Annotated in this window: 21 protein-coding genes and 1 riboswitch; of the genes, 8 read left to right on the top strand and 13 right to left on the bottom strand. The window is 66.5% G+C overall.

What is annotated here, in order from left to right; genetic code table 11:
• The first annotated feature begins 89 nt into the window (after positions 1–89).
• A complete protein-coding gene (locus DC347_RS08765) occupies positions 90–1,073 on the top strand; it encodes a S1C family serine protease (protein WP_109045090.1) in 984 nt (327 codons plus the stop codon).
• Between the two features lie 27 nt (positions 1,074–1,100).
• Here the strand turns inward: DC347_RS08765 and DC347_RS08760 are convergent, their stop codons facing one another.
• The 8 genes from DC347_RS08760 to DC347_RS08725 form a co-directional block, all read right to left on the bottom strand.
• On the bottom strand, positions 1,101–1,478 hold the full coding sequence (locus DC347_RS08760; RefSeq protein WP_109045089.1) for a hypothetical protein: 378 nt from the start codon (positions 1,476–1,478) through the stop codon (positions 1,101–1,103).
• Between the two features lie 80 nt (positions 1,479–1,558).
• On the bottom strand, positions 1,559–2,263 hold the full coding sequence (locus tag DC347_RS08755; RefSeq protein ID WP_018760169.1) for a metal-dependent transcriptional regulator: 705 nt from the start codon (positions 2,261–2,263) through the stop codon (positions 1,559–1,561).
• A 72-nt stretch (positions 2,264–2,335) separates the two neighbouring features.
• A complete protein-coding gene (locus DC347_RS08750; RefSeq protein ID WP_109045088.1) occupies positions 2,336–3,094 on the bottom strand; it encodes a class I SAM-dependent methyltransferase in 759 nt (252 codons plus the stop codon).
• A gap of 92 nt (positions 3,095–3,186) precedes the next feature.
• The gene (locus tag DC347_RS08745) at positions 3,187–4,605 is read right to left on the bottom strand and encodes an aminotransferase class V-fold PLP-dependent enzyme (protein ID WP_109045087.1); all 1,419 of its coding nucleotides are present in this window, start codon (positions 4,603–4,605) and stop codon (positions 3,187–3,189) included.
• A 37-nt stretch (positions 4,606–4,642) separates the two neighbouring features.
• Positions 4,643–4,756: riboswitch (SAM riboswitch) on the bottom strand.
• 141 nt (positions 4,757–4,897) lie between these two features.
• Entirely contained in the window at positions 4,898–5,722 is an 825-nt protein-coding gene (gene hisN / locus DC347_RS08740; protein WP_018760166.1) for a histidinol-phosphatase, read from the bottom strand.
• Positions 5,723–5,766: 44 nt separating this feature from the next.
• Positions 5,767–6,882, bottom strand: coding sequence for a ribosome small subunit-dependent GTPase A (gene rsgA, locus DC347_RS08735; protein ID WP_109045086.1), 1,116 nt, complete (start codon positions 6,880–6,882; stop codon positions 5,767–5,769).
• Positions 6,866–8,254 (bottom strand): 3-phosphoshikimate 1-carboxyvinyltransferase, encoded by a 1,389-nt coding sequence (gene aroA / locus DC347_RS08730; RefSeq protein WP_018760164.1) that lies wholly within the window; start codon positions 8,252–8,254, stop codon positions 6,866–6,868. Before aroA ends, rsgA begins: the two co-directional genes overlap by 17 nt.
• Before the next feature lie 6 nt (positions 8,255–8,260).
• Positions 8,261–8,809 (bottom strand): DoxX family protein, encoded by a 549-nt coding sequence (locus tag DC347_RS08725; protein WP_018760163.1) that lies wholly within the window; start codon positions 8,807–8,809, stop codon positions 8,261–8,263.
• A 276-nt stretch (positions 8,810–9,085) separates the two neighbouring features.
• Between DC347_RS08725 and DC347_RS08720 the strand changes: the two genes are divergently transcribed.
• Positions 9,086–9,859: a sigma-70 family RNA polymerase sigma factor gene (locus DC347_RS08720; RefSeq protein WP_231369809.1), complete on the top strand. Its 774-nt coding sequence runs from the start codon at positions 9,086–9,088 to the stop codon at positions 9,857–9,859.
• Positions 9,856–10,116: a mycothiol system anti-sigma-R factor gene (rsrA, locus tag DC347_RS08715; RefSeq protein WP_018760161.1), complete on the top strand. Its 261-nt coding sequence runs from the start codon at positions 9,856–9,858 to the stop codon at positions 10,114–10,116. The genes DC347_RS08720 and rsrA overlap by 4 nt, the downstream gene beginning before the upstream one ends.
• 294 nt (positions 10,117–10,410) lie before the next feature.
• On the opposite strand, the gene DC347_RS08710 is transcribed toward rsrA, so the two are convergent.
• The 4 genes from DC347_RS08710 to DC347_RS08695 form a co-directional block, all read right to left on the bottom strand.
• The gene (locus DC347_RS08710; RefSeq protein WP_109045085.1) at positions 10,411–10,872 is read right to left on the bottom strand and encodes a PadR family transcriptional regulator; all 462 of its coding nucleotides are present in this window, start codon (positions 10,870–10,872) and stop codon (positions 10,411–10,413) included.
• Positions 10,872–11,699, bottom strand: coding sequence for a hypothetical protein (locus DC347_RS08705; protein WP_109045084.1), 828 nt, complete (start codon positions 11,697–11,699; stop codon positions 10,872–10,874). Before DC347_RS08705 ends, DC347_RS08710 begins: the two co-directional genes overlap by 1 nt.
• An 82-nt stretch (positions 11,700–11,781) precedes the next feature.
• Complete coding sequence (locus DC347_RS08700) at positions 11,782–12,381, bottom strand: GDSL-type esterase/lipase family protein (protein WP_109045083.1); 600 nt, start codon at positions 12,379–12,381, stop codon at positions 11,782–11,784.
• A 142-nt stretch (positions 12,382–12,523) separates the two neighbouring features.
• The gene (locus DC347_RS08695; protein WP_109045082.1) at positions 12,524–16,336 is read right to left on the bottom strand and encodes a multifunctional oxoglutarate decarboxylase/oxoglutarate dehydrogenase thiamine pyrophosphate-binding subunit/dihydrolipoyllysine-residue succinyltransferase subunit; all 3,813 of its coding nucleotides are present in this window, start codon (positions 16,334–16,336) and stop codon (positions 12,524–12,526) included.
• 550 nt (positions 16,337–16,886) lie between these two features.
• Here DC347_RS08695 and DC347_RS08690 point away from each other — a divergent pair.
• The 5 genes from DC347_RS08690 (at position 16,887) to DC347_RS08670 (ending at position 22,044) form a co-directional block, all read left to right on the top strand.
• Positions 16,887–18,221 (top strand): hemolysin family protein, encoded by a 1,335-nt coding sequence (locus DC347_RS08690; protein WP_109045081.1) that lies wholly within the window; start codon positions 16,887–16,889, stop codon positions 18,219–18,221.
• The gene (locus DC347_RS08685; RefSeq protein WP_026264243.1) at positions 18,218–19,300 is read left to right on the top strand and encodes a hemolysin family protein; all 1,083 of its coding nucleotides are present in this window, start codon (positions 18,218–18,220) and stop codon (positions 19,298–19,300) included. The genes DC347_RS08690 and DC347_RS08685 overlap by 4 nt, the downstream gene beginning before the upstream one ends.
• Positions 19,301–19,367: 67 nt before the next feature.
• A complete protein-coding gene (locus DC347_RS08680; RefSeq protein ID WP_109045080.1) occupies positions 19,368–20,345 on the top strand; it encodes a metal ABC transporter solute-binding protein, Zn/Mn family in 978 nt (325 codons plus the stop codon).
• Positions 20,342–21,160, top strand: a complete 819-nt coding sequence (locus tag DC347_RS08675) for a metal ABC transporter ATP-binding protein (RefSeq protein WP_109045079.1) — start codon at positions 20,342–20,344, stop codon at positions 21,158–21,160. The genes DC347_RS08680 and DC347_RS08675 overlap by 4 nt, the downstream gene beginning before the upstream one ends.
• Positions 21,160–22,044, top strand: a complete 885-nt coding sequence (locus DC347_RS08670) for a metal ABC transporter permease (RefSeq protein ID WP_018760152.1) — start codon at positions 21,160–21,162, stop codon at positions 22,042–22,044. The genes DC347_RS08675 and DC347_RS08670 overlap by 1 nt, the downstream gene beginning before the upstream one ends.
• Here DC347_RS08670 and DC347_RS08665 read toward each other — a convergent pair.
• On the bottom strand, positions 22,022–22,483 hold the full coding sequence (locus DC347_RS08665) for a Fur family transcriptional regulator (RefSeq protein WP_109045078.1): 462 nt from the start codon (positions 22,481–22,483) through the stop codon (positions 22,022–22,024). The genes DC347_RS08670 and DC347_RS08665 overlap by 23 nt on opposite strands.
• Positions 22,484–22,546: the final 63 nt, after the last annotated feature.

The raw sequence follows: 22,546 nt of genomic DNA, 5'->3' as shown, positions 1-22,546 counted from the left end.
AGCGTAAGGATCCCGATGGAAACCTGCCACGGCCGGCAACGGACCGGGGACCGCACCGGGTGAACCGGCACGAGGGCTGGAGGTGCCCCATGGAGCAGGCGCGGAAAATCATGCCGCCGGATGACGACGACATCCTGGACTCGTACTCGCAGACGGTCATGCGGGTGGCGGCGACGGTTACGCCGCACGTGGCGGCAATCGAGATGACCGCTAACCGGAGGAACAGCAGGGTCAGGGTGGGCGCCGGCTCGGCGGTGCTCTTCACCGAGGACGGATACCTCCTCACCAACTCACACGTCGTGGCAGGCACCCGGCACGGATTTGCGGTCTTCGGCGACGGCAGCAGGATGGAACTGGAACTGGTGGGAGCCGACCCCCTGTCTGATCTTGCAGTGGTCCACGGTTCGCGGCCCAAGGTGCCGCCGGCTGAATTCGGCGCGGCTGAAAGTCTGCGCGTGGGCCAGCTTGTGGTGGCCGTCGGAAACCCACTGGGACTCGCGGGATCAGTCACCGCGGGCGTGGTCAGTGGTTTGGGCCGGGCCATTCCGGTCTGGGCCGGGGGTAACCGGAGGGTGATCGAGGACGTTATCCAGACGGACGCCGCACTGAACCCCGGTAACTCCGGTGGAGCGCTGGCAGACACGCGCTCCAGGATCGTCGGCATCAACACGGCAGTGGCGGGCGCCGGCCTGGGGCTCGCCATACCGATCAACGCCACCACCCGCAGGATCATCGCCGCGCTGCTGTCGGACGGCAGGGTACGCCGTGCCTACCTTGGCCTTGTCAGCACACCGATCCAGCTCAACCCCAGCGCTGTGATCCGCAGCGGGCTCCGCGAAGGGCTGCGCGTCGTGGAGGTGCTGCCCGGTTCTCCGGCGGACAAGGCAGGGCTGGCGGCCGGGGACATCCTGCTGACGGCGGGAGGCCGTCCCGTCAGCAACGCCGAAAGCCTGCAGCGGCTCCTGTTTTCCGATGCCATCGGCGAGCCGCTTGACCTGAAGGTCCTGCGGGACGGCACCGAAGTGCACCTCACCGCCGTTCCGGAGGAAATGACGGGCAACGGGACGCCGTAGGCTCCGGGGGCGGTGCGTCCGGAAGCGCTATGCCCCCGCTGCCGGCGCTTCTACGTCCGCGATGCCTGTGAAACGCGTCCCGACGCCGTCGTACTCGCCACGGACGCAACCGGGCTGTACCGGTGGGATCTCTTCCGGTGCGTGGTGCCCGCACACCACATAGGTGAAGTCCGGCCACCACTTCTTGGGGCGGGCCGCTTCCTCATACCCGCACACGGCGCACTCAAGATGGACCCACACGGGCCGCTTGCCTGTCCGGTTGGCCCGTGACTGCACCAGCCACGGGGGAGGATTGTCCAGGATGCCGCGGAGCTCAGCTTCGGGCATCCATTTCGGCAGGCCATGGCGCTGCGCCATTTCGAGGGGTACGTCCAGGGCTATTGCGGCGTCACGTCTGCTGATCATCACCATCCACCATACGGGAGCCCGCCAAATCGGGACGCTGCCCCGGAGCCCCTCAGCCGGCTGTCCCGGCAATCCGCTGGTCAGGACAGATCAAGGCTGCAGCCGGGATGCGGGGCATCGCTGGAAACCCACAACGCCGTGGCGATCTCATCGGCGAGGTCGTATTCCCGGGCACCGCCGATCCGCACCACCAGCGCGCCGCCAAACGGCCGCCGCCCCAGCACTTCCACGCGGGCGTCAAGCTCGATGTCCTGCGAGGCAAGGTAACGGAGCAACTCAGGGTTGTCGTCGCTGATCCGGGTGATCCTGCCGGCGTGGCCTTCGTCCAGTTCGGCGAGGAGGTGGGCGCGCGGCATCAGCACCTGGCCGTCCGCCGTGGGAATGGGATCGCCGTGCGGATCCCGGCTGGGGTCCCCGAGCTTGGCGGCAACGCGCTCGATGAAGGTGTCCGACACCGCATGCTCCAGCTGTTCGGCTTCATCGTGCACTTCATCCCAGCTGTAGCCCAGGCGCTCCACGAGATAGGTTTCGATCAGCCGGTGGCGCCGCACCATGGCCAGCGCGAGCCGCAGTCCCGCCTCGGTCAGGGTCACGGCGCTGTACGGTTTGTGGTCCACCAGGCCCTGGTCCTTGAGCTTGCGGACCATCTCCGATACTGACGAGTTCGCAACCCCGAGCCGCTGCGCCAGTTGGGAGGACGTGATGGGCTTGTCCTGCCATTCAGTGAATGAATAGATGACCTTGACGTAGTCCTCGATGGAGGAGGATGGCGCGCTGGTCTTCACAGGCTCAAGCCTACCGGGTTCCCTGCCGTGGCCGGGTCCGCGGGGCCTGCGGCGTCGGGCAAACCCATCCCGTTACGCCTTCACGGCGCGCCACGCCAAGGTGAGGTAGGGAAGATCGAGTTCCTGGTCGGGCGGGTAGGCCAGATGGTCGTGGAGGTACCAGTCCAGGTTCGCCAGGACCTTGGCCCTGGTTGCCTCGCCGGCGCGCAGGTAATAGCTCCGGGACTTGGTGAGTTCCATCAGGCCCGTGGTGGTCACCTTGTCCTGCCAGTGCGTGACATGCCCTTCGAGCCCGGTGAATTCGGGCCCCACCACCGGCTTGTGGCCCGGGCGGTACACATCGCCGGCGTGCATGATCCTGGAGAGCCTGTGCACCCACGGCACCGAGGTATCCAGTTGGTTCCAGATGAGTCCGAGCGTTCCGTGCGGGCGCAGGACGCGGGCAAGTTCGGTGCTCGCCGGCAGCGCGTCGCACCAGTGCCAGGCCTGCGCCACGGTGACGACGTCGAAGGAGGCTTCGGCCAGCCCCGTCGCCTCCGCGGTCCCCGCCACGGCCGTGGCAGCAGGGCAGTGTGCCGCGAGTTGGGCGAGCATGTCCGTGGAAGGGTCGACGGCGGTTACCTCCAGGCCAAGCTCCAGCAGCAGGGCCGTAAACTTCCCGGTACCGGCCCCGACATCGAGTGCGTCACGGGCCTGCGCCGGGACCAGCCACCGGGCTGATTCCACGGGGTAGCCCGGCCTGACGCGCTGGTAGTGCCGTCCGCCGTCGCGGAAACTGCCGCCAAGTTCCCGCCGGCGCCCGTGATCAAGCTTGGGGCCACCCCGAACCACGCGTGGACTCCTTCAATTCCGACTGTTGATGCCCCTCGAATTTACCGCACCCCCTTTGGACATGTGGTGGGGGAGCAGGAGCGGGAGGAGCCCTAGTCGTCGATACAGGGGGCCGCGCCGGCCGTGCCCGGGGTGTTGGGTGCCCAGTGCGGGTAGGTGCGGGAGTCGTTGGCGGGCACCCAACGGCCTGCGTCAACCACGTAGTCCCAGCCCAGTCCGTTGCTGCGCAGTGCGCGGATGCCGGCAAGAAGGCGTTCGGCATCCTCCAGCCGGGATCCGACGCCGAAGCTCGCCCGGAGTGATCCGTTGGGCAGGCCCAGGCGTTTCAGCAGCGGGTGGGCGCAGAAGCGTCCGTCCCGCAGGCCCACGCCGTGCTCCGCCGAGAGGTAGGCGGCCACCAGCCCGGCGTCGTAGCCTGCAACCGAGAAATTGACCACGCCGATGGTGTCCGTTTCCGGATTGGTGTCCTTGAAGATCTGGTGGACGGTGACGCCGTCGATGCCCTGGAGGCCCTCCACCAGGAAGGAGCGGATGGCGGACTCGTGGGCGTGCCAGCGTTCCTGGTCCAGTTCCGCGATCACCTGGGTGGCGCGGGCCAGCGTGGCGGCTCCCAGGACGTTGGGCGATCCCCCCTCATGGCGGGCCGGGCCGGTGGCCCAGCTGACGCCGTCGAGCCTTGCTTCCTTGACGGCACCGCCCCCGGCCAGGTGCGGGACACCGGCGTCCAGCCAGTCAGCACGTCCCACCAGGACGCCTGCGCCGAACGGCGCGTAGAGCTTGTGCCCGGAGAACGCAAGGTAGTCGACGTCGTCCGTGCTGATGTCCACCCGGCGATGCGGCGCAAGCTGGGCGGCGTCCACCACGATCCGTGCGCCGTACTGGTGCGCCAGCGCGGCCAAGGCCCGGATGGGGAGGATCTCGCCGGTGACGTTGGAAGCGCCGGTGACGGCCAGCAGGCTGACCCCGCCCTGCTCAAGTTCGGTGCGGACTGCCTCCAAAGTGCCGCTGATGGTGTCCGCGGCGACAATGCTGCGGTGCGGGACGCCCTGCCAGGGCAGGAGGTTGGCGTGGTGTTCGATGTCCAGGTAAAGGACATCTCCGGCGGGGCGGCCGTCCGCCAGCGGCAGGCAGCCGGCCAGCAGGTTCAGGGAGTCGGTGGTGTTGCGGGTGAAGACGACCGAATCGCCGGGGCGCCCTCCCACGAAGTCGCGGACAATGTTGCGTGCGTTTTCGTACACTGAGGTGCTGATCTGGGATGCGTAGCCGGCGCCCCGGTGGACACTCGCGTAGTACGGGAGGATCTCGTTCAGGTACGCGGACACCACTGACAGCGCCGGTGCGGAGGCGCCGTAGTCGAGGTTTGCGTAGCGGACGTGGCCGCCGGAGATCAGCGGCGCCTGGATCTCGGCGCCGGTGACCGCGGCGAGGGGCCGGCCGGCGACGGCCTGTCGCGGATCCGCCGCGGCGGCGTTGGCGGTGGCGGAAAGGGGGGAGACGGTGGCAGTTGTCACAGAGACCTCACTTGGATACAGGACTCCGGCACAGTGGAATCCGCGCTTGCCGTATCCGCTCCGGACCGGCCTGGTCGTCACCCGGGGCACCCCACCGCGAATGGAGGGTTGCCGGCCAGCAAACCGGGGTTTTGCGCTGGCACTCGTGACCTGGATAAAAGCGTAGAACATGGAATGGGCAGGACTAAAGCCGCGGCAATTGTTAAGGCTTTTGTTACGCCCTGCCGAAGAAACGGCCGCGGACGCCCCCTCAAGGAGGCGTCCGGCGTCGTATTGTTCGATTATTGTGCCGCTAGGGCGACTGCTGGAGCAGGTCGTCGAGGTCCGGGTTCAGCCGGTGCAGCACCTCTGAATGCAGGATCGAGTTCGTGGCCAGGGCATTGCCGCCGAACGGGCCATCCTCGCCTTCGAGGGACGTGAAGCGGCCGCCGGCCTCCACCACGATCGGTACCAGGGCGGCCATGTCGTACAGGTTCAGTTCGGGTTCGCAGGCGATATCCACCGAGCCTTCCGCCACCATGCAGTAGGACCAGAAGTCTCCGTACGCCCGGGTCCGCCACACGTCTTCCGTCAGGCCGAGGAAGTCGTCAAGGTTTCCGCGTTCCTTCCAGCCGCCCAGGCTGGAATAGGAGAGGGAGGCGTCGGCCAGGTTTGAGACGTTGGAAACCCGAAGCCGGGTGGCGGCGGCCAGGGACCTGCCCATGTACGCGCCCATGCCTTTGGCAGCCCACCAGCGCTTGCCCAGTGCCGGAGCGCTGACGACGCCCACCACCGGCTCGCCCTCGTCCACCAGGGCGATCAGCGTGGCCCAGACCGGGACGCCGCGGACGAAGTTCTTGGTCCCGTCGATGGGATCGATGATCCAGCGCCGCGAGCCGTGGCCGGTGCTGCCGAATTCCTCACCCAGGACGGCATCGCGGGGCCGGGAGCGGGAGAGTTGGCCTCGGATGGCCTCCTCGGCCGCCTTGTCGGCGTCGGTGACCGGCGTCAGGTCCGGCTTGGTCTCGACGTGGAGGTCCAGGGCCTTGAACCGGCTCATCGTCTGGTCGTCCACGGAGTCGGCCAGGACGTGGGCCAGGCGCAGGTCATCGTTGTAACTCGAAGCGGGTTGGATCATGGTTCCAAACTACCGTCTGCGGGCGTTTCTGCCGGGAGAACGCGTCAGTTGACGCTGCCAAGCTCCTTCGTTTCCTGTGCTTCCATCCTTGGATCGGCGCCGAGCAGCCGCCGCAGGGACGCCAGGCGGGCGGCGCCGGTAGGGCCGGCGTGTCCGCCGTCCACCCACTCGTCCAGCCCGCAGTTGACCGCCGTTGCCGTGTGCTTGCAGCCCCGCTCGCAGTTTTCGATGCCCGGGGAGAGATCCGGGAACGAGCGCAGGATCCTGTCCGGGTCCACGTGCGCCAGGCCAAAGGACCGGATCCCCGGGGTGTCGATGATCCAGCTGCCGGGCGGCGCGTCCGCGAGCCGAAGTGCCAGTGCCGACGACGACGTGTGCCGGCCGCGCCCGGTGACGGCGTTGACGCCGCCGGTGGCGCGCTCGGCGCCCGTGAGTGCGTTCACCATAGTGGATTTGCCCACCCCGGAATGCCCCAGCATCACGGTGACGGTGCCGTCGAGGTGTGCGCGGAGGGCGGCCACCGCAGCGCTGTCCAGCCGGGCGGAGAGGCCGTCGTCGGACCGCGCGTCGATCCCGGAGGCCTGTGCGTCGGCGGTCTTGCTGATGATGACGGGGAAGTCCAGGTGCGTGTAATTGGAGAGGAGCTCGGCGGGATCCTTGACGTCGGCCTTGGTCACCAGCAGGATCGGCGCGATCCCGGCGTCGTAGGCCGCCACCAGGGCGCGGTCAATGAAGCCTGTGCGGGGCTCGGGGTTGGCGGCCGCCACGACGATGACCAGCTGGTCCGCGTTGGCCACCACGGCGCGCTCCACGGGGTCGGTATCGTCGGCACTGCGGCGAAGCAGGGTGCGGCGGTCCTGAATTCTCACCAGCCGGGCCAGCGTGTCCGGGGCTCCGGAGACATCCCCCACCAGGGAGACGAAGTCGCCGGCCACCACGGGATTGCGGCGAAGCTCGCGGGCCCGCGCAGCGATGACCACCCGCTCATTGTCCGAGTCCTCACCCACCACCGCGGTGTACCGCCCACGGTCCACCGTGATGATCCGGCCGGTTACGGCGTCATCGTGGCTGGGGCGGTCTTTGGTGCGTGGCCTGGAGCCTTTCTTGCTCGGGCGGATCCTGACGTCCGATTCGTCCCAGGAATCAGTGCTCCGCGCCACTGCCGCGCCCTTCCGGTCCGGCAGCGGACGTGCCCTCCTGGGCCAGCATGCCTGCCCACAGCTGTGGGAAGTCGGGCATGGTCTTGGCTGTGGTGGCAATATCCTCCACCTGGACGCCCGGTACCGCCAGTCCCAGGATCGCCCCGGCCGTGGCCATCCGGTGGTCCGCGTAGCTGTGCACGACGCCGGCGTGCAGCCGGGCGGGGCGGATGAGCAGTCCGTCCGGAGTTTCCTCGGCGTCTCCGCCGAGCCGGTTGATCTCTGCCACCAGGGCAGCCAGCCTGTCGGTTTCGTGTCCTCGCAGGTGCGCGATCCCGGTGAGCCGGGATGGCTCCGAGGCCAAGGCGCACAGCGCGGCGACGGTGGGGGCGAGTTCGCTGGTGTCCGCGAAGTCCCCACCCTTGATTTCCGGACCGCCGGTGACGGTCAGGACGCCGCTGTCCAACGTGACCGTGGCACCCATGCTGGTGAGGATGTTGCGCCACAGGTCGCCCACCTGCTGGGTCTCCGCCGGCCAGTTGGGGATCCGGACCGTTCCCCGAGAGGCGAGGGCCGCCGCCAGGAACGGGCCCGCGTTGGAAAGGTCCTGTTCGATCCGCTGGTCGAAGGCACGGATCGGTCCGGGCGCCACCACCCAGTGGTTGGGCACGGAATCGTCCACGGACACGCCTGCGCCGCGAAGGACCGAGACCGTCATGTTGATGTGGTCCAAGCTTGGTACCGGTTTGCCCACGTGCTCAAGATGCAGGCCGTCGTCGAACCGTGCCCCCACGAGCAGGAGCGCGGAGACAAACTGGGACGAAGCGCTGGCATCAATCACCAGGTGGCCGCCGCGGACGGAGCCCTTGCCCGCCACGGCGAACGGGAGGGACGACGGGGCGTTGCCGTCTTCGGCTGAGACAGCCACACCCAGGGCCTTGAGGGCCTCGATGATGGTCCCCATGGGGCGCTTGCGTGCGTGCGGGTCGCCGTCGAACACGCTTACCCCGTTGCGGAGCGCAGCGAGCGGCGGAACGAACCGCATCACCGTACCGGCCAGCCCGCAGTCGATCCGGGCCTCCGTCACGGGCGCGGACGCAGGCAACGGAACCACTTCGAGGTCGGGACCAAAGGTTCCGTCGCCCGGGACCTCCGTGATCGTGGCGCCAAGCTGCCGCAGCGCATCGATCATCAGCACGGAATCCCTGGAATGCAGGGGCGCCCGCAACCGGGACGGCCCATCCGCCAATGCCGCCAGAACGAGGTACCTGTTGGTCAGGGACTTCGAGCCAGGCACCGTAACGGTGGCGTTGACGGGCCGGGAAGCGAAAGGGGCGTCCCAGTGCTGGACAGGTGTTCCGGAAGCGTCCCGGGCGGCAGTTGCTGCGGTCATTCGTGCTTAGGCTCCCGTGGCGTGGTCGACGGCGCGGCGGACAGCCTTGTCCGCCTTGTGCAGCTTCTTGTTCGTGGTCTTGCGCGCGTCGGCGGCCAGGTGCGAGGCGTTCCGCCGGGCACCTGCGGCAAGGTGCTCGGCGCGCCAGGCCAGTCCCGGCTTTCCTGCGGTGTCCACCGAGGCGAGCAGCGCACCGCCGCTGAGGGACAGGTTCTTGAGCAGCTGGTTCCGGCGGGTCTCGCGCCCTTCCTTGCTGCTGATGTCCGCGCTGCGCCACTCAACGAACGTGTTGAGCAGGGAAACCACCGTCAGCAGCGACGCGGAGAGCCTGGAGAACTTTCCAAGGCCGAACAGGACGCCGGCGCCCACCTGGGTACCGCCGATAACACGCGCGAGGGTCTTCTCGCTGGCCTGGAACGGAAGCGAGGCCGCGGCCTTGCGGAGCAGGGGTGAGAGTTGCTGCGCAGTGTCGTCGGAGTTCTTGAGCTTATCCAGTCCGGCAATGACAAAACTGGAGGCGAGCATGGGCCGTGCGAGCGTGCGGACAAAGGACATGGATTTCCTCCTGGATGGACGAACCGCGGAACGCGGCGGAGTCGGTCCTAGTCTTGCACTTTTGGGGAATATTTGCCTGCGGGAAGGGGTTATGGCTGACGGGTCACCGACATGCGGCCCGATGATCATTCACCCGATACAGAGCGGAGTTGGCCCTTGGGGAAGGTGTTGGACGGAACGAGGCCCGCGGGTCCGGTGGCAGTGGAAGCACTGGCTGCCGATCCCTTGGAGTACGGCACGCCCCGGGCAGGGCGCCTGACAGTAGACTTGAAGGCAATGAGCACCCTGGATCCGGCCGTCGCGGCCATGTATGAGGCTTCACCTGGCGCAGCGAACGGCTCGGCACCGGCCCCGCCGGCTTCTGCCGCACCGGCGGGGGAGGTTGGTCCGGCCGCAGGGCCGGACACCGAGGACGCCGCCCTGGACGTTGCGGCGGAGACCGTTGAGGACCGCCGCCTGCGCTTCGAGCGGGACGCCATGCAATACGTCGACCAGCTGTACTCGGCGGCGATGCGCATGGCACGGAACCCCTCAGATGCCGAGGACCTGGTCCAGGAGGCCTACACCAAGGCATTTTCGGCGTTCCACCAATACAAGCCGGGCACGAACCTCAAAGCGTGGCTGTACCGGATCCTGACCAACACCTACATCAACCTCTACCGCAAGAGGCAGCGCGAGCCGCTTCAGTCCAATTCGGACACGATCGAGGATTGGCAGCTTGCCCGCGCGGAGTCCCATACTTCAAGCGGACTTCGGTCGGCCGAGGCCGAGGCGTTGGACCACCTCCCGGATTCAGACGTCAAGCGGGCGCTCCAGGACATTCCGGAGGAATTCCGGCTGGCAGTGTACTTCGCCGACGTCGAGGGCTACGCCTACAAGGAAATCTCAGACATCATGAACACGCCCATCGGCACCGTGATGTCCCGGCTCCACCGCGGCCGGAGAATGTTGCGGGACATGCTCGCGGAATACGCCGCCGAGCGCGGATTCAAAACGGCCGCAGATGCATCGGAAGCGGCAGGAAGCAAACCACAGGAGAACAGGAAATGAGCGACTGCCAGGGATTGGGCGATTGCGACGACACCCGGATGCAACGCATCTACGAGTACCTTGACGGGGCGTTGACCCGCGAGGACCTTACCGAAATCAAGAACCACCTTGACGACTGCCCCGAGTGCGCGCAGCAGTATGACCTTGAGTGCGTGATCCGCAACATGGTCAAGCGCTCCTGCACAGAGTCCGCTCCGGACAACCTGAAGAACGCCATCCTGGACCGTATCCACGCCATCCGGCCGGTGGAGGCGTAGGAACGCCCCACGCCGGCGGACAATGGCCGCAGACAGCAAAGGACCCCGAAAGCCGAATGGCTTCGGGGTCCTTTGCTTGAACCGTAGTCCCTGGCATTTGCCTAGGTGTTGGGGCGCTTCCCGTGGTTCGCGCCGCCACGCTTACGGTCACGACGCTTGCGTGCACGCTTGCTCATAGCTGGCCTCCTTACTGTTGGTACTCAAAAGAGCTGCCCTCCAGTCTCCCACATGATGTGGCGGCCCGCGAACCGGAGCGGGCCGGTGACCTGCGGCGGTGCCGCTGGTTGCCTGCGCCTACCCGTGGAGCGCAGCGCCGATTGCGGCGCGGGCATCTTCCAGGACAAGCCGGACATGATCCAGTGCCACCGCGTCGAGGGGCGCGGGCGGGCCCTGGCGTTGCAGGTCGGCGCGGATGCCATCCCGAAATTGTTGCAGCATCCGGTCTATGGCGAGCTGCTGTACGGAGGCGGTGATCCCGCGTTCCACTGCTGCCAGGTCCACCTGGCGGTGGTTCAGCTCGGCAAGGCCTTCTGCCGTGATGCGGTACGTCGTGCGTCGTCCGGACGGCTCAGTGGCCACCAGGCCGTCCGCTTGAAGCTTGCCCAGCCGTGGATAGATCGTTCCCGCGCTGGGGGAGTAGGCGCCGCCAAAGCGGTCCTTGAGGGCCTTGATGAGCTCGTACCCGTGCTTGGGACCGCCTTCGAGCAATGAAAGCAGGTACAAGCGCAACGCACCGTGTGCGAAGACGGCAGGCATCAGCCGTGCGCTTCCCCGCTGCCGGGTTTCGGGGCGTGGACAATGGACGTCCGGCCGGACACCGAGTTGGTCCTGACCAGCATGAGCTGTTCATCCGGGCCGGCAATCGTTTCCACTCTTCCGTTGGCCAGGAAGCACTGCTGGCCGTCAAGGACCACCGCCCCGCCGGCCGACTTGGCCACGATATCGACGCCGACATCGTGCGGAAGTTGAATGGTCAGGTCCCCGGAGACGGAGTTGGAGCCGAAATCATGGGTAAAGCCAAGCAGTTCGAAAGCGAGGTGGCCGCTGACGGTGTTCGTGCGTACGTTGGTGAAGTGCCCGTCCGCGGTGACTGCCCCGGAGACGGTCTTGACCGTGAGGACGCCACGGTGGTTCCTGACGGCGGCCGTGCCGCTCACGGTGTTGACCTGCAGCTCACCGGAGGTGCCGTCGGCGACGACGGAGCCTGACACGGTGTTGAGGCGGACGTGGGCGGCGACGCCGGAGACCAGTCCTTCGCCACTGACGGTGCCGGCCTCCACCTCGACGCCGGGTGGAACGGAAATGCTGATCACGGCCGAGTTGTCGCTGGTGTGGTTGACGGACTCCATCAAATTCTTGAACCATCCCTGCGGACCATTCAGTTGATGCCGGACTTCCACCCTGCCGCCGCTTGCTGATACCGCCACGGGGTCGCCGTGGACTTCCGAGATCTCAACCCGGACATCCGGCCCGGCATGGGCCGCCACGGTGAACTTGCCGCGCACCATGCCCAGCTTCAGGGCGGTGGCGTCCCCGATTTCAATGGTTTGCGGGCTTTGCACAGTCCAGTTTCCGTCAGCCATGGTCCCCTCCAGAGGCGATATATCGCGTTGGGCTTCAACCTAGCCGCGCCGGCTTGCGCCGGTCAAGGCGTCCTGTCAGGGCCTACTGTGGCGCGTCCACGCCAAGCCATTGGAACCAGCCGCGGTGGAGCACCAGCCAGGCCATGAGGCCATAGCCTGCCTGGCCCGGCGTCCCCCCGTTCGCAGCCAGGTCCTGGCGCCACTGTTCATGGTTCAGCAGGGGCGAGAAGGTATCGACGTACAGATGCTTACGCCGGGTGGTGACGTCGGCGAAGGCGGTGTTCAGCTCATCCAGCCTCCGGTTTTGGGTCGGATCGAGCGTGGGCGGTGGTCCAACGACGAACACCTCGATGCGGTTCTGCGACGCCGAGTCCAGGATGTTGGCAAGGTTCAGCCTGCTCCGCGCGGTGGAAAGGCCGAATTCGATGTCGCGCCCGGACAGGCCGATGACCAGCCTGTTCTCGGCCTGGTCGTTGAAGCGCCGGCCGGCTTCGTCCAGCCACCGGGCTGCAAGCCCTTCGGTACCTTCCTGCGGACAGGGGAGGGCATAGCTTTCCAGCAGCATGCCGTCCTGGGGAGTGCGGGCCAGGACGCGGCCGAGCCAGCCCAGCGCCCGGGGATCGCCCAGTCCGGCCAGCAGTTCGTCTCCTACAGCTGCGATCCGCAGCTTCCTGTCTTCCACGCGTTCCTCTTCACTTCCGAACCGGCCGCAGCCTCCGTCGCCGCCGCGGCTGCGGAGGTACGGGGCGGCGCTGTCCAACCATTAAACAGAACTGCCCGGCCGGAGTCTGGTATTTCGACGTCCGGCCGGGCAGCCTTACGGTTTACTTCTTTGCAAATGCCTGCTTCAGCAGCAGGTCCTGTTCAGCGGCGTGCCGCTTCATGGAACCTGCAGCCGTTGAGGCGGATGCCGGCCGGGACACCAGGCGGACGCGGCGGTCCAGTGCCTCCGGCAGGTTCAGGCCGATGAACGGCCACGGACCCTGGTTGGCGGGCTCGTCCTGCGCCCACACGACCTCGGCGTTCGGGTACTTGGCAAGCTCCGCGGCGATCTCCGCGTGCGGCAGCGGGTAGAGCTGCTCGACGCGCACGATCGCGGTGGTCTTGTCTCCGGTCTTCTGGCGGGTGGACAGGAGATCGTAGTACAGGCGGCCGGATACCAGGATGACGCGTTCGACGGCGGTGGCCGGCAGCTGCTCGTGCTCGCCGATGACCGGGCGGAAGGCGCCGGTGGTGAAGTCCTCCACGGACGAAGCGGCAGCCTTCAGGCGCAGCAGCTGCTTGGGCGTGAAGATGATCAGCGGCTTGCGCGGGCGGCTGTACGCCTGGCGGCGCAGCAGGTGGAAGTGCGAGGCCGCCGTGGTGGGGTTGGCCACGATCATGTTGTCTTCGGCGCACAGCTGCAGGAAGCGCTCAATCCGTGCCGAAGAGTGGTCCGGGCCCTGGCCTTCGTAGCCGTGCGGGAGCATCAGGACAAGCGAGGAGCGCTGGCCCCACTTCTGCTCGGCGGAGGAGATGAATTCGTCGATGATGGTCTGCGCACCGTTGACGAAGTCACCGAACTGGGCTTCCCAAAGGACCAGCGCGTCAGGGCGCTCCACGGAGTAGCCGTACTCGAAGCCCATGGCAGCGTATTCGGACAGCAGGGAGTCGTAGATCCACAGCTTGGCCTGGTCATCGGAGAGGTTGCCCAGGGGCAGCCATTCCTTGCCATTGGCGCGGTCGTGGAAGACGGCGTGGCGCTGCACGAACGTGCCGCGGCGCGAGTCCTGGCCGGCGAGGCGGACGGGCACGCCTTCCATGATGAGTGAGCCGAACGCTGCGATCTCGCCGAAGCCCCAGTCGATGCCGCCTTCGCGGGACATCTGCTCTCGTTTCTCCAGCAGCTGCTTGAGCTTGGCATGGACGGTGAAGCCCTCGGGAACCTCGACGTGGGCCTTGCCGATCCGGGCCAGGGTCTCGGCGCTGATGGCGGTGGCGACCGGTGCACTGACGTTGGAATCGGACTGCTGGGCCATGGGGCGCTCGATATCGGATACGGCGGCGGAGTCGGCGGTCACGATCGGGATCGGCGAGGTCTGCGCGGCGTGGGTCTCCGCGAAGACCCGCTCCAGCCGTTCCTGGTAGTCGCGGAGCAACTGCTCGGCTTCTTCCTCGGTGATGTCCCCGCGTCCGATCAGCGATTCGGTGTACAGCTTTCGGACGGAGCGCTTGGCTTCGATCAGGTTGTACATCAGGGGCTGGGTCATCGAGGGGTCATCGCCCTCGTTGTGGCCGCGGCGGCGGTAGCACACCATGTCGATGACGACGTCCTTGTGGAAGCGCTGCCGGAACTCGTAGGCGAGTTGGCCGATGCGGACCACTGCCTCCGGGTCGTCGCCGTTCACGTGGAAGACGGGCGCCTGGATCATCTTGGCGACGTCGGTTGAGTACGTGGACGAACGCGAGGACGACGGGGCGGTGGTGAAGCCCACCTGGTTGTTGACCACCACGTGGATGGTGCCACCGGTGCGGTAGCCGCGCAGCTGGGACAGGTTGAGTGTCTCGGCCACGACGCCCTGGCCTGCGAAGGCGGCGTCGCCGTGCACCATGATGGGCAGCACAGGGAAGGATTCGCCCTGGTCCAGGCGGTCCTGCTTGGCGCGGACAATGCCCTCGAGGACGGAATCGACGGCTTCAAGGTGCGACGGGTTGGCGGCGAGGTAGACCTTGGTCTCCTTGCCGTTGTCGGAGGTGAAGGTACCCTCGGTGCCCAGGTGGTACTTGACGTCGCCAGAGCCCTGGACGGAACGCGGATCCTGGGTGCCTTCGAATTCGCGGAACACCTGGGCGTAGGTCTTGCCGGCGATGTTCGTGAGCACGTTGAGGCGGCCGCGGTGGGCCATTCCGATGGCAACTTCGTCCAGGCCGTCGTCGGCAGCGTTGGACATGATGGCGTCCAGCAGCGGGATCAGCGATTCGCCGCCCTCGAGCGAGAATCGCTTCTGGCCTACGAACTTGGTCTGCAGGAACGTTTCGAAGGCCTCCGCGGCGTTCAGCTTGGAAACGATCCGGATCTGTTCTTCGCGGCTGGGCTTGGAGTAGGGGTGTTCCAGCTGGTCCTGGAACCACTTGCGCTCGGCCGGCTCCTGGATGTGCATGTACTCGATGCCGGTGGTGCGGCAGTAGGCATCGCGCAGGACGCCCAGGATGTCGCGGAACTTCAGCATCGGCTTGCCGCCGAAGCCGCCGGTGGGCCACTCGCGGTCCAGGTCCCACAGGGTCAGGCCATAGGTGAGGACGTCGAGGTCGGGGTGCTTGCGCTGGACGTATTCGAGCGGGTCCGTGTCCGCCATGAGGTGGCCGCGGACGCGGTATGAGTGGATCAGCTGCTGGATCCGGGCTACCTTGTTGATCTCGTCGGCGGGATCCACCTGGAGGTCGGGGCTCCAGCGGACGGGCTCGTACGGGATGCGCAGTGCTTCGAAGATCTCGTCGTAGAAGTTCTGGGCCCCGAGCAGGAGCTGGTGGACCAGCTTGAGGAACTCGCCGCTGCCTGCGCCCTGGATCACGCGGTGATCGTAGGTGGAGGTCAGGGTGAGGACCTTGCTGATGGCGTTCTGCGCAATGATCTTTTCGCTGGCGCCCTGGAACTCGGCGGGGTAGTCGAGGGCGCCGACGCCGATGATGGCGGCCTGGCCCTTGGAGAGGCGGGGTACCGAGTGGACGGTGCCGATGCCGCCCGGGTTGGTCAGGGATACCGTGGTGTTCTGGTGGTCCTCAGCGGTCAGCTTGCCGTTGCGGGCGCGCTTGATGAGGTCCTCGTAGGTGTGCCAGAACTCGGCAAAGTTGAGGGTTTCGGCCTTCTTGATGTTCGGGACCATCAGCAGGCGGGTGCCGTCCGGCTTGGGCATGTCGATGGCTATGCCGAAGTTGACGTGAGCGGGCTGGACGGCGACGGGCTTGCCGTCCACTTCGTCGTAGTACACGTTCATGGACGGGAACTGGGAGAGCGCGCGGATGACGGCGTAGCCGATCAGGTGCGTGAAGGAAACCTTGCCGCCACGGGCGCGGGCAAGGTTGGAGTTGATGACCACGCGGTTGTCGATCAGCAGCTTGGCGGGGATGGCGCGGACGCTGGTTGCGGTGGGCACCTCGAGGCTGGTCACCATGTTGGTGGCGATGGCCTTGGCAGGGCCGCGCAGGATCGAGACGACGTCCTCTTCGGGAGCCGTGGGGGCCTTGACGTTCTTGGGCAGCTGGGCCGGGATGGGCTGGGCGCCGGTGCCTGCACCGGTCTTCGTGCCGCCGTCGCGGGCCTCGGTTGCAGGAGCCTTTTTGACCGGCGCAGGGGCCGGGGCGGCGGGTGCGGCAGCAGCGGGTGCTGCCGGGGGAGCGGCGGGGGCTGCTGCCGGCGACGGTGCCGGCGCGGCGGGAGCTGCCTTCACGACGGGGAGTTCCCGGGTGGCGGGGTGGGCTGCGTGTGCGGAATTTCCATTGGAAGAAGAACCGTTGCCCGAGTCGAAGGATTCAAACAGCGGCCACCACTTGGCATCCACAGCGTTCTTGTCCTGTTGGTACTGCTCGTACAGTTCGTCAACGAGCCACTCGTTTCCGCCAAATTCCTCTGGTAGACGGTGGCTTGGCTGCTCTGGCACTTGAAATACGCCTCTTCCATGAGTTTGATTTCTCTCCGGCCCCCCGGTGCTTCAGCACTGCGATCGAACCAGTCTCTGCGTCCTCTGAACCCAGACCTTTGCAAGTCTAGTGAGCATCGTGTGTTAACTGCCAATAAGGGTGACCCAAATCATGAAGTGACGATCGCCGGCCCTATCGAGGGCATTCCGGGAGGCACAGCAAGGCCTGCCGGATCACCGGGAGAGGCATGCCTGTGACCGTGTTTCAGGGGCCGGCGACGGACTGGTGCCGCGTGGTTGCGCGGGGCCGCTCCTGTAGACTGAAATTCTTATGGACAGTAAATCTAGGTGCCGGCCTGGGCGCTGTCAGCGGAGCTCGAAGAGAAGCGCCGCGCAGTCCGCCCCCAGAGCCGGCAAACCCCGACAACGCGCCCATCACCAGAAGACGGCCCAGCTTGCCGCAACCCGCACGGACCAGGCGTCGGTTTCGGCCGATCATCCTCCGCCGGGACGACACATCCTCCCCGTTCCAGGTTTGACTGCCCATCCCGCGCACCGGGCGGGGTGCTGAATGGAATGGCTCCTCCTCGCAGCAGGTTTGCTGCTGATCGCCGGCACGGGCTTCTTCGTGGCCGTCGAGTTTTCCCTCATCGCGTTGGACCAGCCCACGGTCCAACGCGCCATTGACGACGGCGATGCCGGCGCGGTACCGCTGCTCACCTGCCTGAAGTCGCTGTCCACCCAGCTCTCGAGCTGCCAGCTGGGCATTACCCTGACCACCCTCCTGACCGGTTACGTCATGGAACCCTCCGTGGGACATATCCTCAAAGGCCCGCTGGCCGCCGTCGGACTGCCCCCCGTGGTGGTCGAATCGGCCTCGCTGGTCCTGGCCATGGTGGTGGCCACCCTGCTCTCCATGCTCCTGGGGGAGCTGGTGCCCAAGAACATGGCGATCGCCCTGGCATTCCCTGTGGGCCGTGCCCTGGCCGGCCCGCAGCTGGTCTTCACCACCATCTTCAAGCCTGCCATCCTGGTCCTCAACGGATTCTCCAACCGGGTCCTGAACGTGTTCGGACTGGAAGCCAAAGAGGAAATTTCCGGTGCCCGCACGCCGGCCGAGCTGGCCTCGCTGGTCCGCCGTTCCGCCGCGATGGGAACGCTCGACGCCGGAACCGCCAACTTCATTGCGCGCACCCTGGACTTTTCCACCCGGACGGCGGCGGATGTGATGACGCCACGCATCCGGGTGGAGACGATCGACGCCGACCAGCCGGTGTCCGACGTCGTGGATGCCGCGCGCCGGACCGGGTACTCCCGGTTCCCCGTGATCGGTGATTCGGCCGATGACATCCGCGGGCTGGTCCACGTCAAGAAGGCCGTCGCCGTCCCGTGGGAACGCCGGCGGAACCTTGAGGCGGGCGCCATCATGACCGAGGTCCTGCGCGTGCCCGAGACCATCCACCTCGATGCCCTGCTGGCCGAGCTGCGGGAGGGCAACCTCCAGCTGGCAGTGGTGCTGGACGAGTACGGCGGGACCGCAGGCATCGCCACGCTGGAGGACCTCGTGGAGGAGATCGTTGGCGAAGTGGCGGACGAGCATGACAAGGTCCGCCCCGGGCTGCTGCAAAGCGCCTCCGGCGACTGGTACTTCCCGGGCCTCCTGCGTCCGGACGAGTTGTCCGAACAGATTCCCGGTCTCAGTGTGCCCGATGAGGCTGCGTACGAGACCGTGGGGGGATACGTGATGAGCAAGCTGGGCAGGATCGCTGCCGTGGGGGACGCCGTTCCTGTAGGCGGCGGAACACTCAGCGTGACCAGGATGGACGGCCGCAGGATCGACCGCATCTGCTTCCGGCCCGACAAGGAAACCGGCATGCCGGACGCCAGTGACGGGAGCAACCCATGAGCGACTGGGCCGGAATAATGTGGCTGGGCGTACTCCTGCTTGGCAATGCCTTCTTCGTGGCGGCGGAGTTCGCCATCATGTCGGCGCGCCGCAGCCAGATCGAACCATTGGCCGACGCCGGGTCCAAGCGGGCCCAGACCACCCTGCGGGCCATGGAGAACGTCTCGTTGATGCTCGCGTGCGCGCAGTTGGGCATCACTGTCTGCTCCCTGCTGATCCTGCTGGTGGCCGAACCCGCCATCCACCACCTGCTGGCTGTTCCCATCGAGACGGTTGGCCTGCCTGCCGAGGCTGCGGGCGTGGCTGCCTTCGCGGTGGCCCTGCTGCTGGTGACGTTCCTCCATGTCACCTTCGGCGAGATGGTGCCGAAGAACATTTCCGTCTCCGTGGCGGACAAAGCCGCGCTGCTGCTGGCGCCGCCGCTGCTCTTCGTAGCCCGGCTGGTCCACCCGGTGATTTCGGTCCTCAACTGGTCGGCCAACCACATCCTCAAACTCCTGAGGATCGAGCCCAAGGACGAGGTAACTTCCTCGTTCACGCTTGAGGAAGTCCAGTCGATCGTCCAGGAGTCCACCCGTCACGGCCTGGTGGACGACGACGCCGGGCTGATCAACGGCGCCCTTGAGTTTTCCGAGCACACCGCCGAGGACATCATGGTGCCGCTGGAGAACCTGGTCATGCTTGGTGCGGCCACCACCCCCGTGGAGTTCGAGAAGGCGGTCAGCAGGACGGGGTTCTCCCGGTTCCCCATGCTGGATGACGAGGACATGCTGTACGGCTACCTCCACGTCAAGGATGTGTTGTCCATCCCGGAGTCCGGCTATGAGTTGCCGATTGCCGAGGGCCGTGTCCGGTCGCTGGCCAACCTTGCCTTGGATGACGAGATTGAAAAGGCCATGTCCGTCATGCAGCGCACGGGCTCCCACCTTGCCCGGGTGATCGGCCCGGATGGCAGGACGCGCGGGGTGTTGTTCCTCGAAGACGTGATCGAACAGCTTGTCGGTGAAATCAGGGACGCCACGCAGGCAACCGGGATCCGCCGGCTGGGCCAGCCCAACGGAAGCCAGAAGGCTAAATAGGAATCATTCGCATTTAGGTATAGGCTGGCACTGTTGACGTCCCCTCCTGTGAACTGAGGTATCCCCCGTGCGCCGTAATGCCGCTGCCCGCTCCTTCGTTGCCGCCCTCGCAGGGCTTGGCCTCCTGCTGAGTGCATGCAGCACGCAGTCCGCATCGACGCCCGACACCGGGGCGGGCGTCAATGTCGTAGCGTCGACGAACGTCTACGGGGACATCGCCAGGGCGATCGGTGGGGACAAGGTGAAGGTTACCGCCATCATCAACAACACGGCCCAGGATCCGCACTCCTATGAGGCAACCGCGCAGGACCGGCTCGCCGTTTCAAAGGCGCAACTGGTCATCGAAAACGGCGGCGGCTATGACGATTTCCTCCACACCCTGGTGGAGGGGAGCAAGCTGGACAGCGCGGCCGTCCTCACCGCCGTCGAGGTCTCGGGCCTCGCCCACCCGGAGGACGCCACGGCCCATGCCACGGCGTCCGCAACTGCCGCCGCCGACACGCATGACCACGGCGATTTCAACGAACACGTCTGGTACAGCCTGGCGGCCATGGAGCGGATGGCCGACAGCATCGCCGGCAAGCTCGGCACGCTGGACCCGGCCTCCGCCGCCACGTTCACGGCCAACGCAGCCTCGTTCAAATCCGGGTTGTCGGCCCTGCACAGCCGGCTGGACGCTGTGAAGGCCTCCGCGGCAGGAGGCAAAGTGGCCGTCACGGAGCCCGTTCCGCTGTACCTGCTGGAGGACGCGGGCTTGGAGAACGCCACGCCGGAGCAATACACTGCTGCGATTGAAGAGGGAAGTGATGTTCCGCCTGCCGTCCTGAAGGAAGCCACTGACCTGGTGGCGTCCAAGAGCGTGCGGCTGCTGGCTTACAACGCCCAGACCGAAGGGCCGCAGACCGAGGCGCTGAAGAAGGCGGCGGAGGCTGCCGGCGTTCCGGTGGTGGATTTCAACGAAACCCTGCCCGAAGGCAAGACCTACCTGCAGTGGATGACGGACAACGTGAACAACATCAGCAATGTCGTGGAGGCCAACCGGTGAATTCCGTTGTCAGCCTCAAGGGTGCCGGGCTTGCGTTCGGCCAGCGGACGCTTTGGTCCGGCCTTGACCTGGACATCCGGCCGGGCGAGTTCTTCGCCGTGCTGGGCCCGAACGGCAGCGGCAAGACCAGCTTCCTGAAAGTCCTCCTGGGCCTGCAAAAGCTGCACGCGGGACAAGCCACGCTGGGTGGCCGTCCCGTGGAACGCGGCAGCAGCCTGATCGGCTACATCCCGCAGCAAAAATCGTTCCCGGTGGACACGCCCATGCGCGCCCGCGACCTGGTGGGCCTGGGGGTGGACGGCCACCGCTGGGGCGTCCGGCTGTCCGCGGCGAAAACAAACCGGCGCGTGGATCAACTCCTGGAACTGGTAGGGGCCACCGACTACGCCAAGGTGCCGGTGGGCCAGCTCTCCGGCGGCGAGCAGCAGCGGCTCCGGGTGGCCCAGGCGCTGGCCACCGATCCCCAGGTTCTGCTCTGCGACGAGCCGCTGCTGTCCCTGGACCTGCACCACCAGCAGGCGGTCAGTGCGCTGATCAACAAGCAAAGCCATGAGAAGAACAGCGCGGTCGTCTTCGTCACCCATGAGATCAACCCGATCATCGATTACGTGGACCGGGTGCTGTACCTGGCCGGCGGTCGTTTCCGGGTGGGAACGCCGGAAGTGGTCATGACCACGGAAGTGCTCTCGGACCTGTACGGCAGCCATGTGGAGGTGATCCACGCCAACGGCAGGATCGTCGTCGTCGGCCTGCCGGATGCCACCACGCACCATCATCATGCCGGGGCGGACGCACTGGCCGGGGAGGTGGCGTGATGGACGCCAACAGCATCCTGGGGGCCATCTTCAACTTCGACAACTACGGCGAGCTCCTGGTCCTGGTCCAGAATTCGATCTGGGCCGGCGCCGTCCTCGGACTCCTCGGCGGGCTGGTGGGGACGTTCGTCATGAAGCGCGACCTTGCCTTCGCGGTCCACGGCATTTCCGAGCTCTCCTTCGCAGGTGCGGCCTTTGCCCTGCTCATCGGCGCCGACGTGGTCTTCGGCTCGCTGATCGGATCCGTGGCGGCAGCACTGTTGCTGGGCCTGATGGGCGTCCGGGCCAGGGACAAGAACTCGATCATCGGCGTGATCATGCCGTTCGGGCTGGGCCTGGGAATCCTGTTCCTGTCCCTCTACCAAGGCCGCGCAGCGAACAAGTTCGGGCTGCTCACCGGGCAAATCGTCTCGGTGGACACCGTCCAGCTCCAGGCACTGGCCGGGGCGGCCCTCGTAGTGATGCTCGCACTGGTGGCCATCTGGCGGCCGCTGAACTTTGCCAGCATCGACCCGGAACTTGCGGAGGCGCGGGGAGTTCCCGTGCGCAGCCTGGCCATCGTGTTCATGATCCTGCTGGGCGTCAGCGTGGCACTGTCCATCCAGGTGGTGGGGGCCCTCCTGGTGCTCGCACTGCTGATCACACCTGCCGCTGCTGCCCTGCGGGTCACCTCATCGCCGGTATGGGTGGTTATCCTGAGTGTCCTTTTCGCCGTTACGGCGACCGTGGGCGGAATCCTGCTGGCCTTGGGTGGCCGGATCCCGATCAGCCCTTACGTCACCACGTTGTCATTCCTGATCTACGTTGTGTGCCGCGTCATCGGTTCCGTGCGGGCGGCCCGCGGAATCAACGGCAGGGTCCTCACAGCTGCCCGGCAGCCTTAAGGGCAGTGCAGTCCGGGCACAGCCCGAAGATCTCCACCGTGTGGTCCACCTCGGTGAAACCATGTTCGGACGCTGTCCGCGCTGCCCAGGTTTCGACGGCGGGTGCCTCCACCTCCACGGCCTTGCCGCAGTTCCTGCACAGCAGGTGGTGGTGGTGCACGGTCACGTTGCAGCGCCGGTACACGGCCTCGCCGTCGCCATTGCGCAGTACATCCACCAAGCCCTCATCCGCGAGGGACTGGAGGATCCGGTAGGCCGTGGCGAGGGATACGGACACGCCCTGGTTGTGCAGGATCCGGTAGAGCTCCTGCGTACTGACGAAGTCATCAAGGTCGTCCAGGGCTGCGCTGACGGCCTTGCGCTGCTTGGTGACGCGCTGCTCCTTGCCGCCTCCTGCCGGGGATGGGGCGGCGGAATCAGCCTTGACGCCGATCGGCATGGACAAACTCGCTTCCGTGGGGGGCAAACACCAAGATTACCAGCCGGCGCCTCGTGGACACGG

It is taken from the genome of Pseudarthrobacter sp. AG30, from assembly GCF_003116525.1.
Classification (GTDB): domain Bacteria; phylum Actinomycetota; class Actinomycetes; order Actinomycetales; family Micrococcaceae; genus Arthrobacter.
This window is presented reverse-complemented; position numbering and strand designations above follow the sequence as displayed.

Coding starts and splice junctions, on each gene's coding strand:
- DC347_RS08725 (WP_018760163.1), bottom strand. CDS start 8,809: ATGTCCTTTGTCCGCACGCTCGCACGGCCCATGCTCGCCTCCAGTTTT.
- aroA (WP_018760164.1), bottom strand. CDS start 8,254: ATGACCGCAGCAACTGCCGCCCGGGACGCTTCCGGAACACCTGTCCAG.
- DC347_RS08705 (WP_109045084.1), bottom strand. CDS start 11,699: ATGGCTGACGGAAACTGGACTGTGCAAAGCCCGCAAACCATTGAAATC.
- DC347_RS08670 (WP_018760152.1), top strand. CDS start 21,160: ATGGACGCCAACAGCATCCTGGGGGCCATCTTCAACTTCGACAACTAC.
- DC347_RS08720 (WP_231369809.1), top strand. CDS start 9,086: ATGAGCACCCTGGATCCGGCCGTCGCGGCCATGTATGAGGCTTCACCT.
- DC347_RS08710 (WP_109045085.1), bottom strand. CDS start 10,872: ATGCCTGCCGTCTTCGCACACGGTGCGTTGCGCTTGTACCTGCTTTCA.
- DC347_RS08690 (WP_109045081.1), top strand. CDS start 16,887: ATGGAATGGCTCCTCCTCGCAGCAGGTTTGCTGCTGATCGCCGGCACG.
- rsrA (WP_018760161.1), top strand. CDS start 9,856: ATGAGCGACTGCCAGGGATTGGGCGATTGCGACGACACCCGGATGCAA.
- DC347_RS08685 (WP_026264243.1), top strand. CDS start 18,218: ATGAGCGACTGGGCCGGAATAATGTGGCTGGGCGTACTCCTGCTTGGC.
- DC347_RS08760 (WP_109045089.1), bottom strand. CDS start 1,478: ATGATCAGCAGACGTGACGCCGCAATAGCCCTGGACGTACCCCTCGAA.
- hisN (WP_018760166.1), bottom strand. CDS start 5,722: ATGATCCAACCCGCTTCGAGTTACAACGATGACCTGCGCCTGGCCCAC.
- DC347_RS08665 (WP_109045078.1), bottom strand. CDS start 22,483: ATGCCGATCGGCGTCAAGGCTGATTCCGCCGCCCCATCCCCGGCAGGA.
- DC347_RS08765 (WP_109045090.1), top strand. CDS start 90: ATGGAGCAGGCGCGGAAAATCATGCCGCCGGATGACGACGACATCCTG.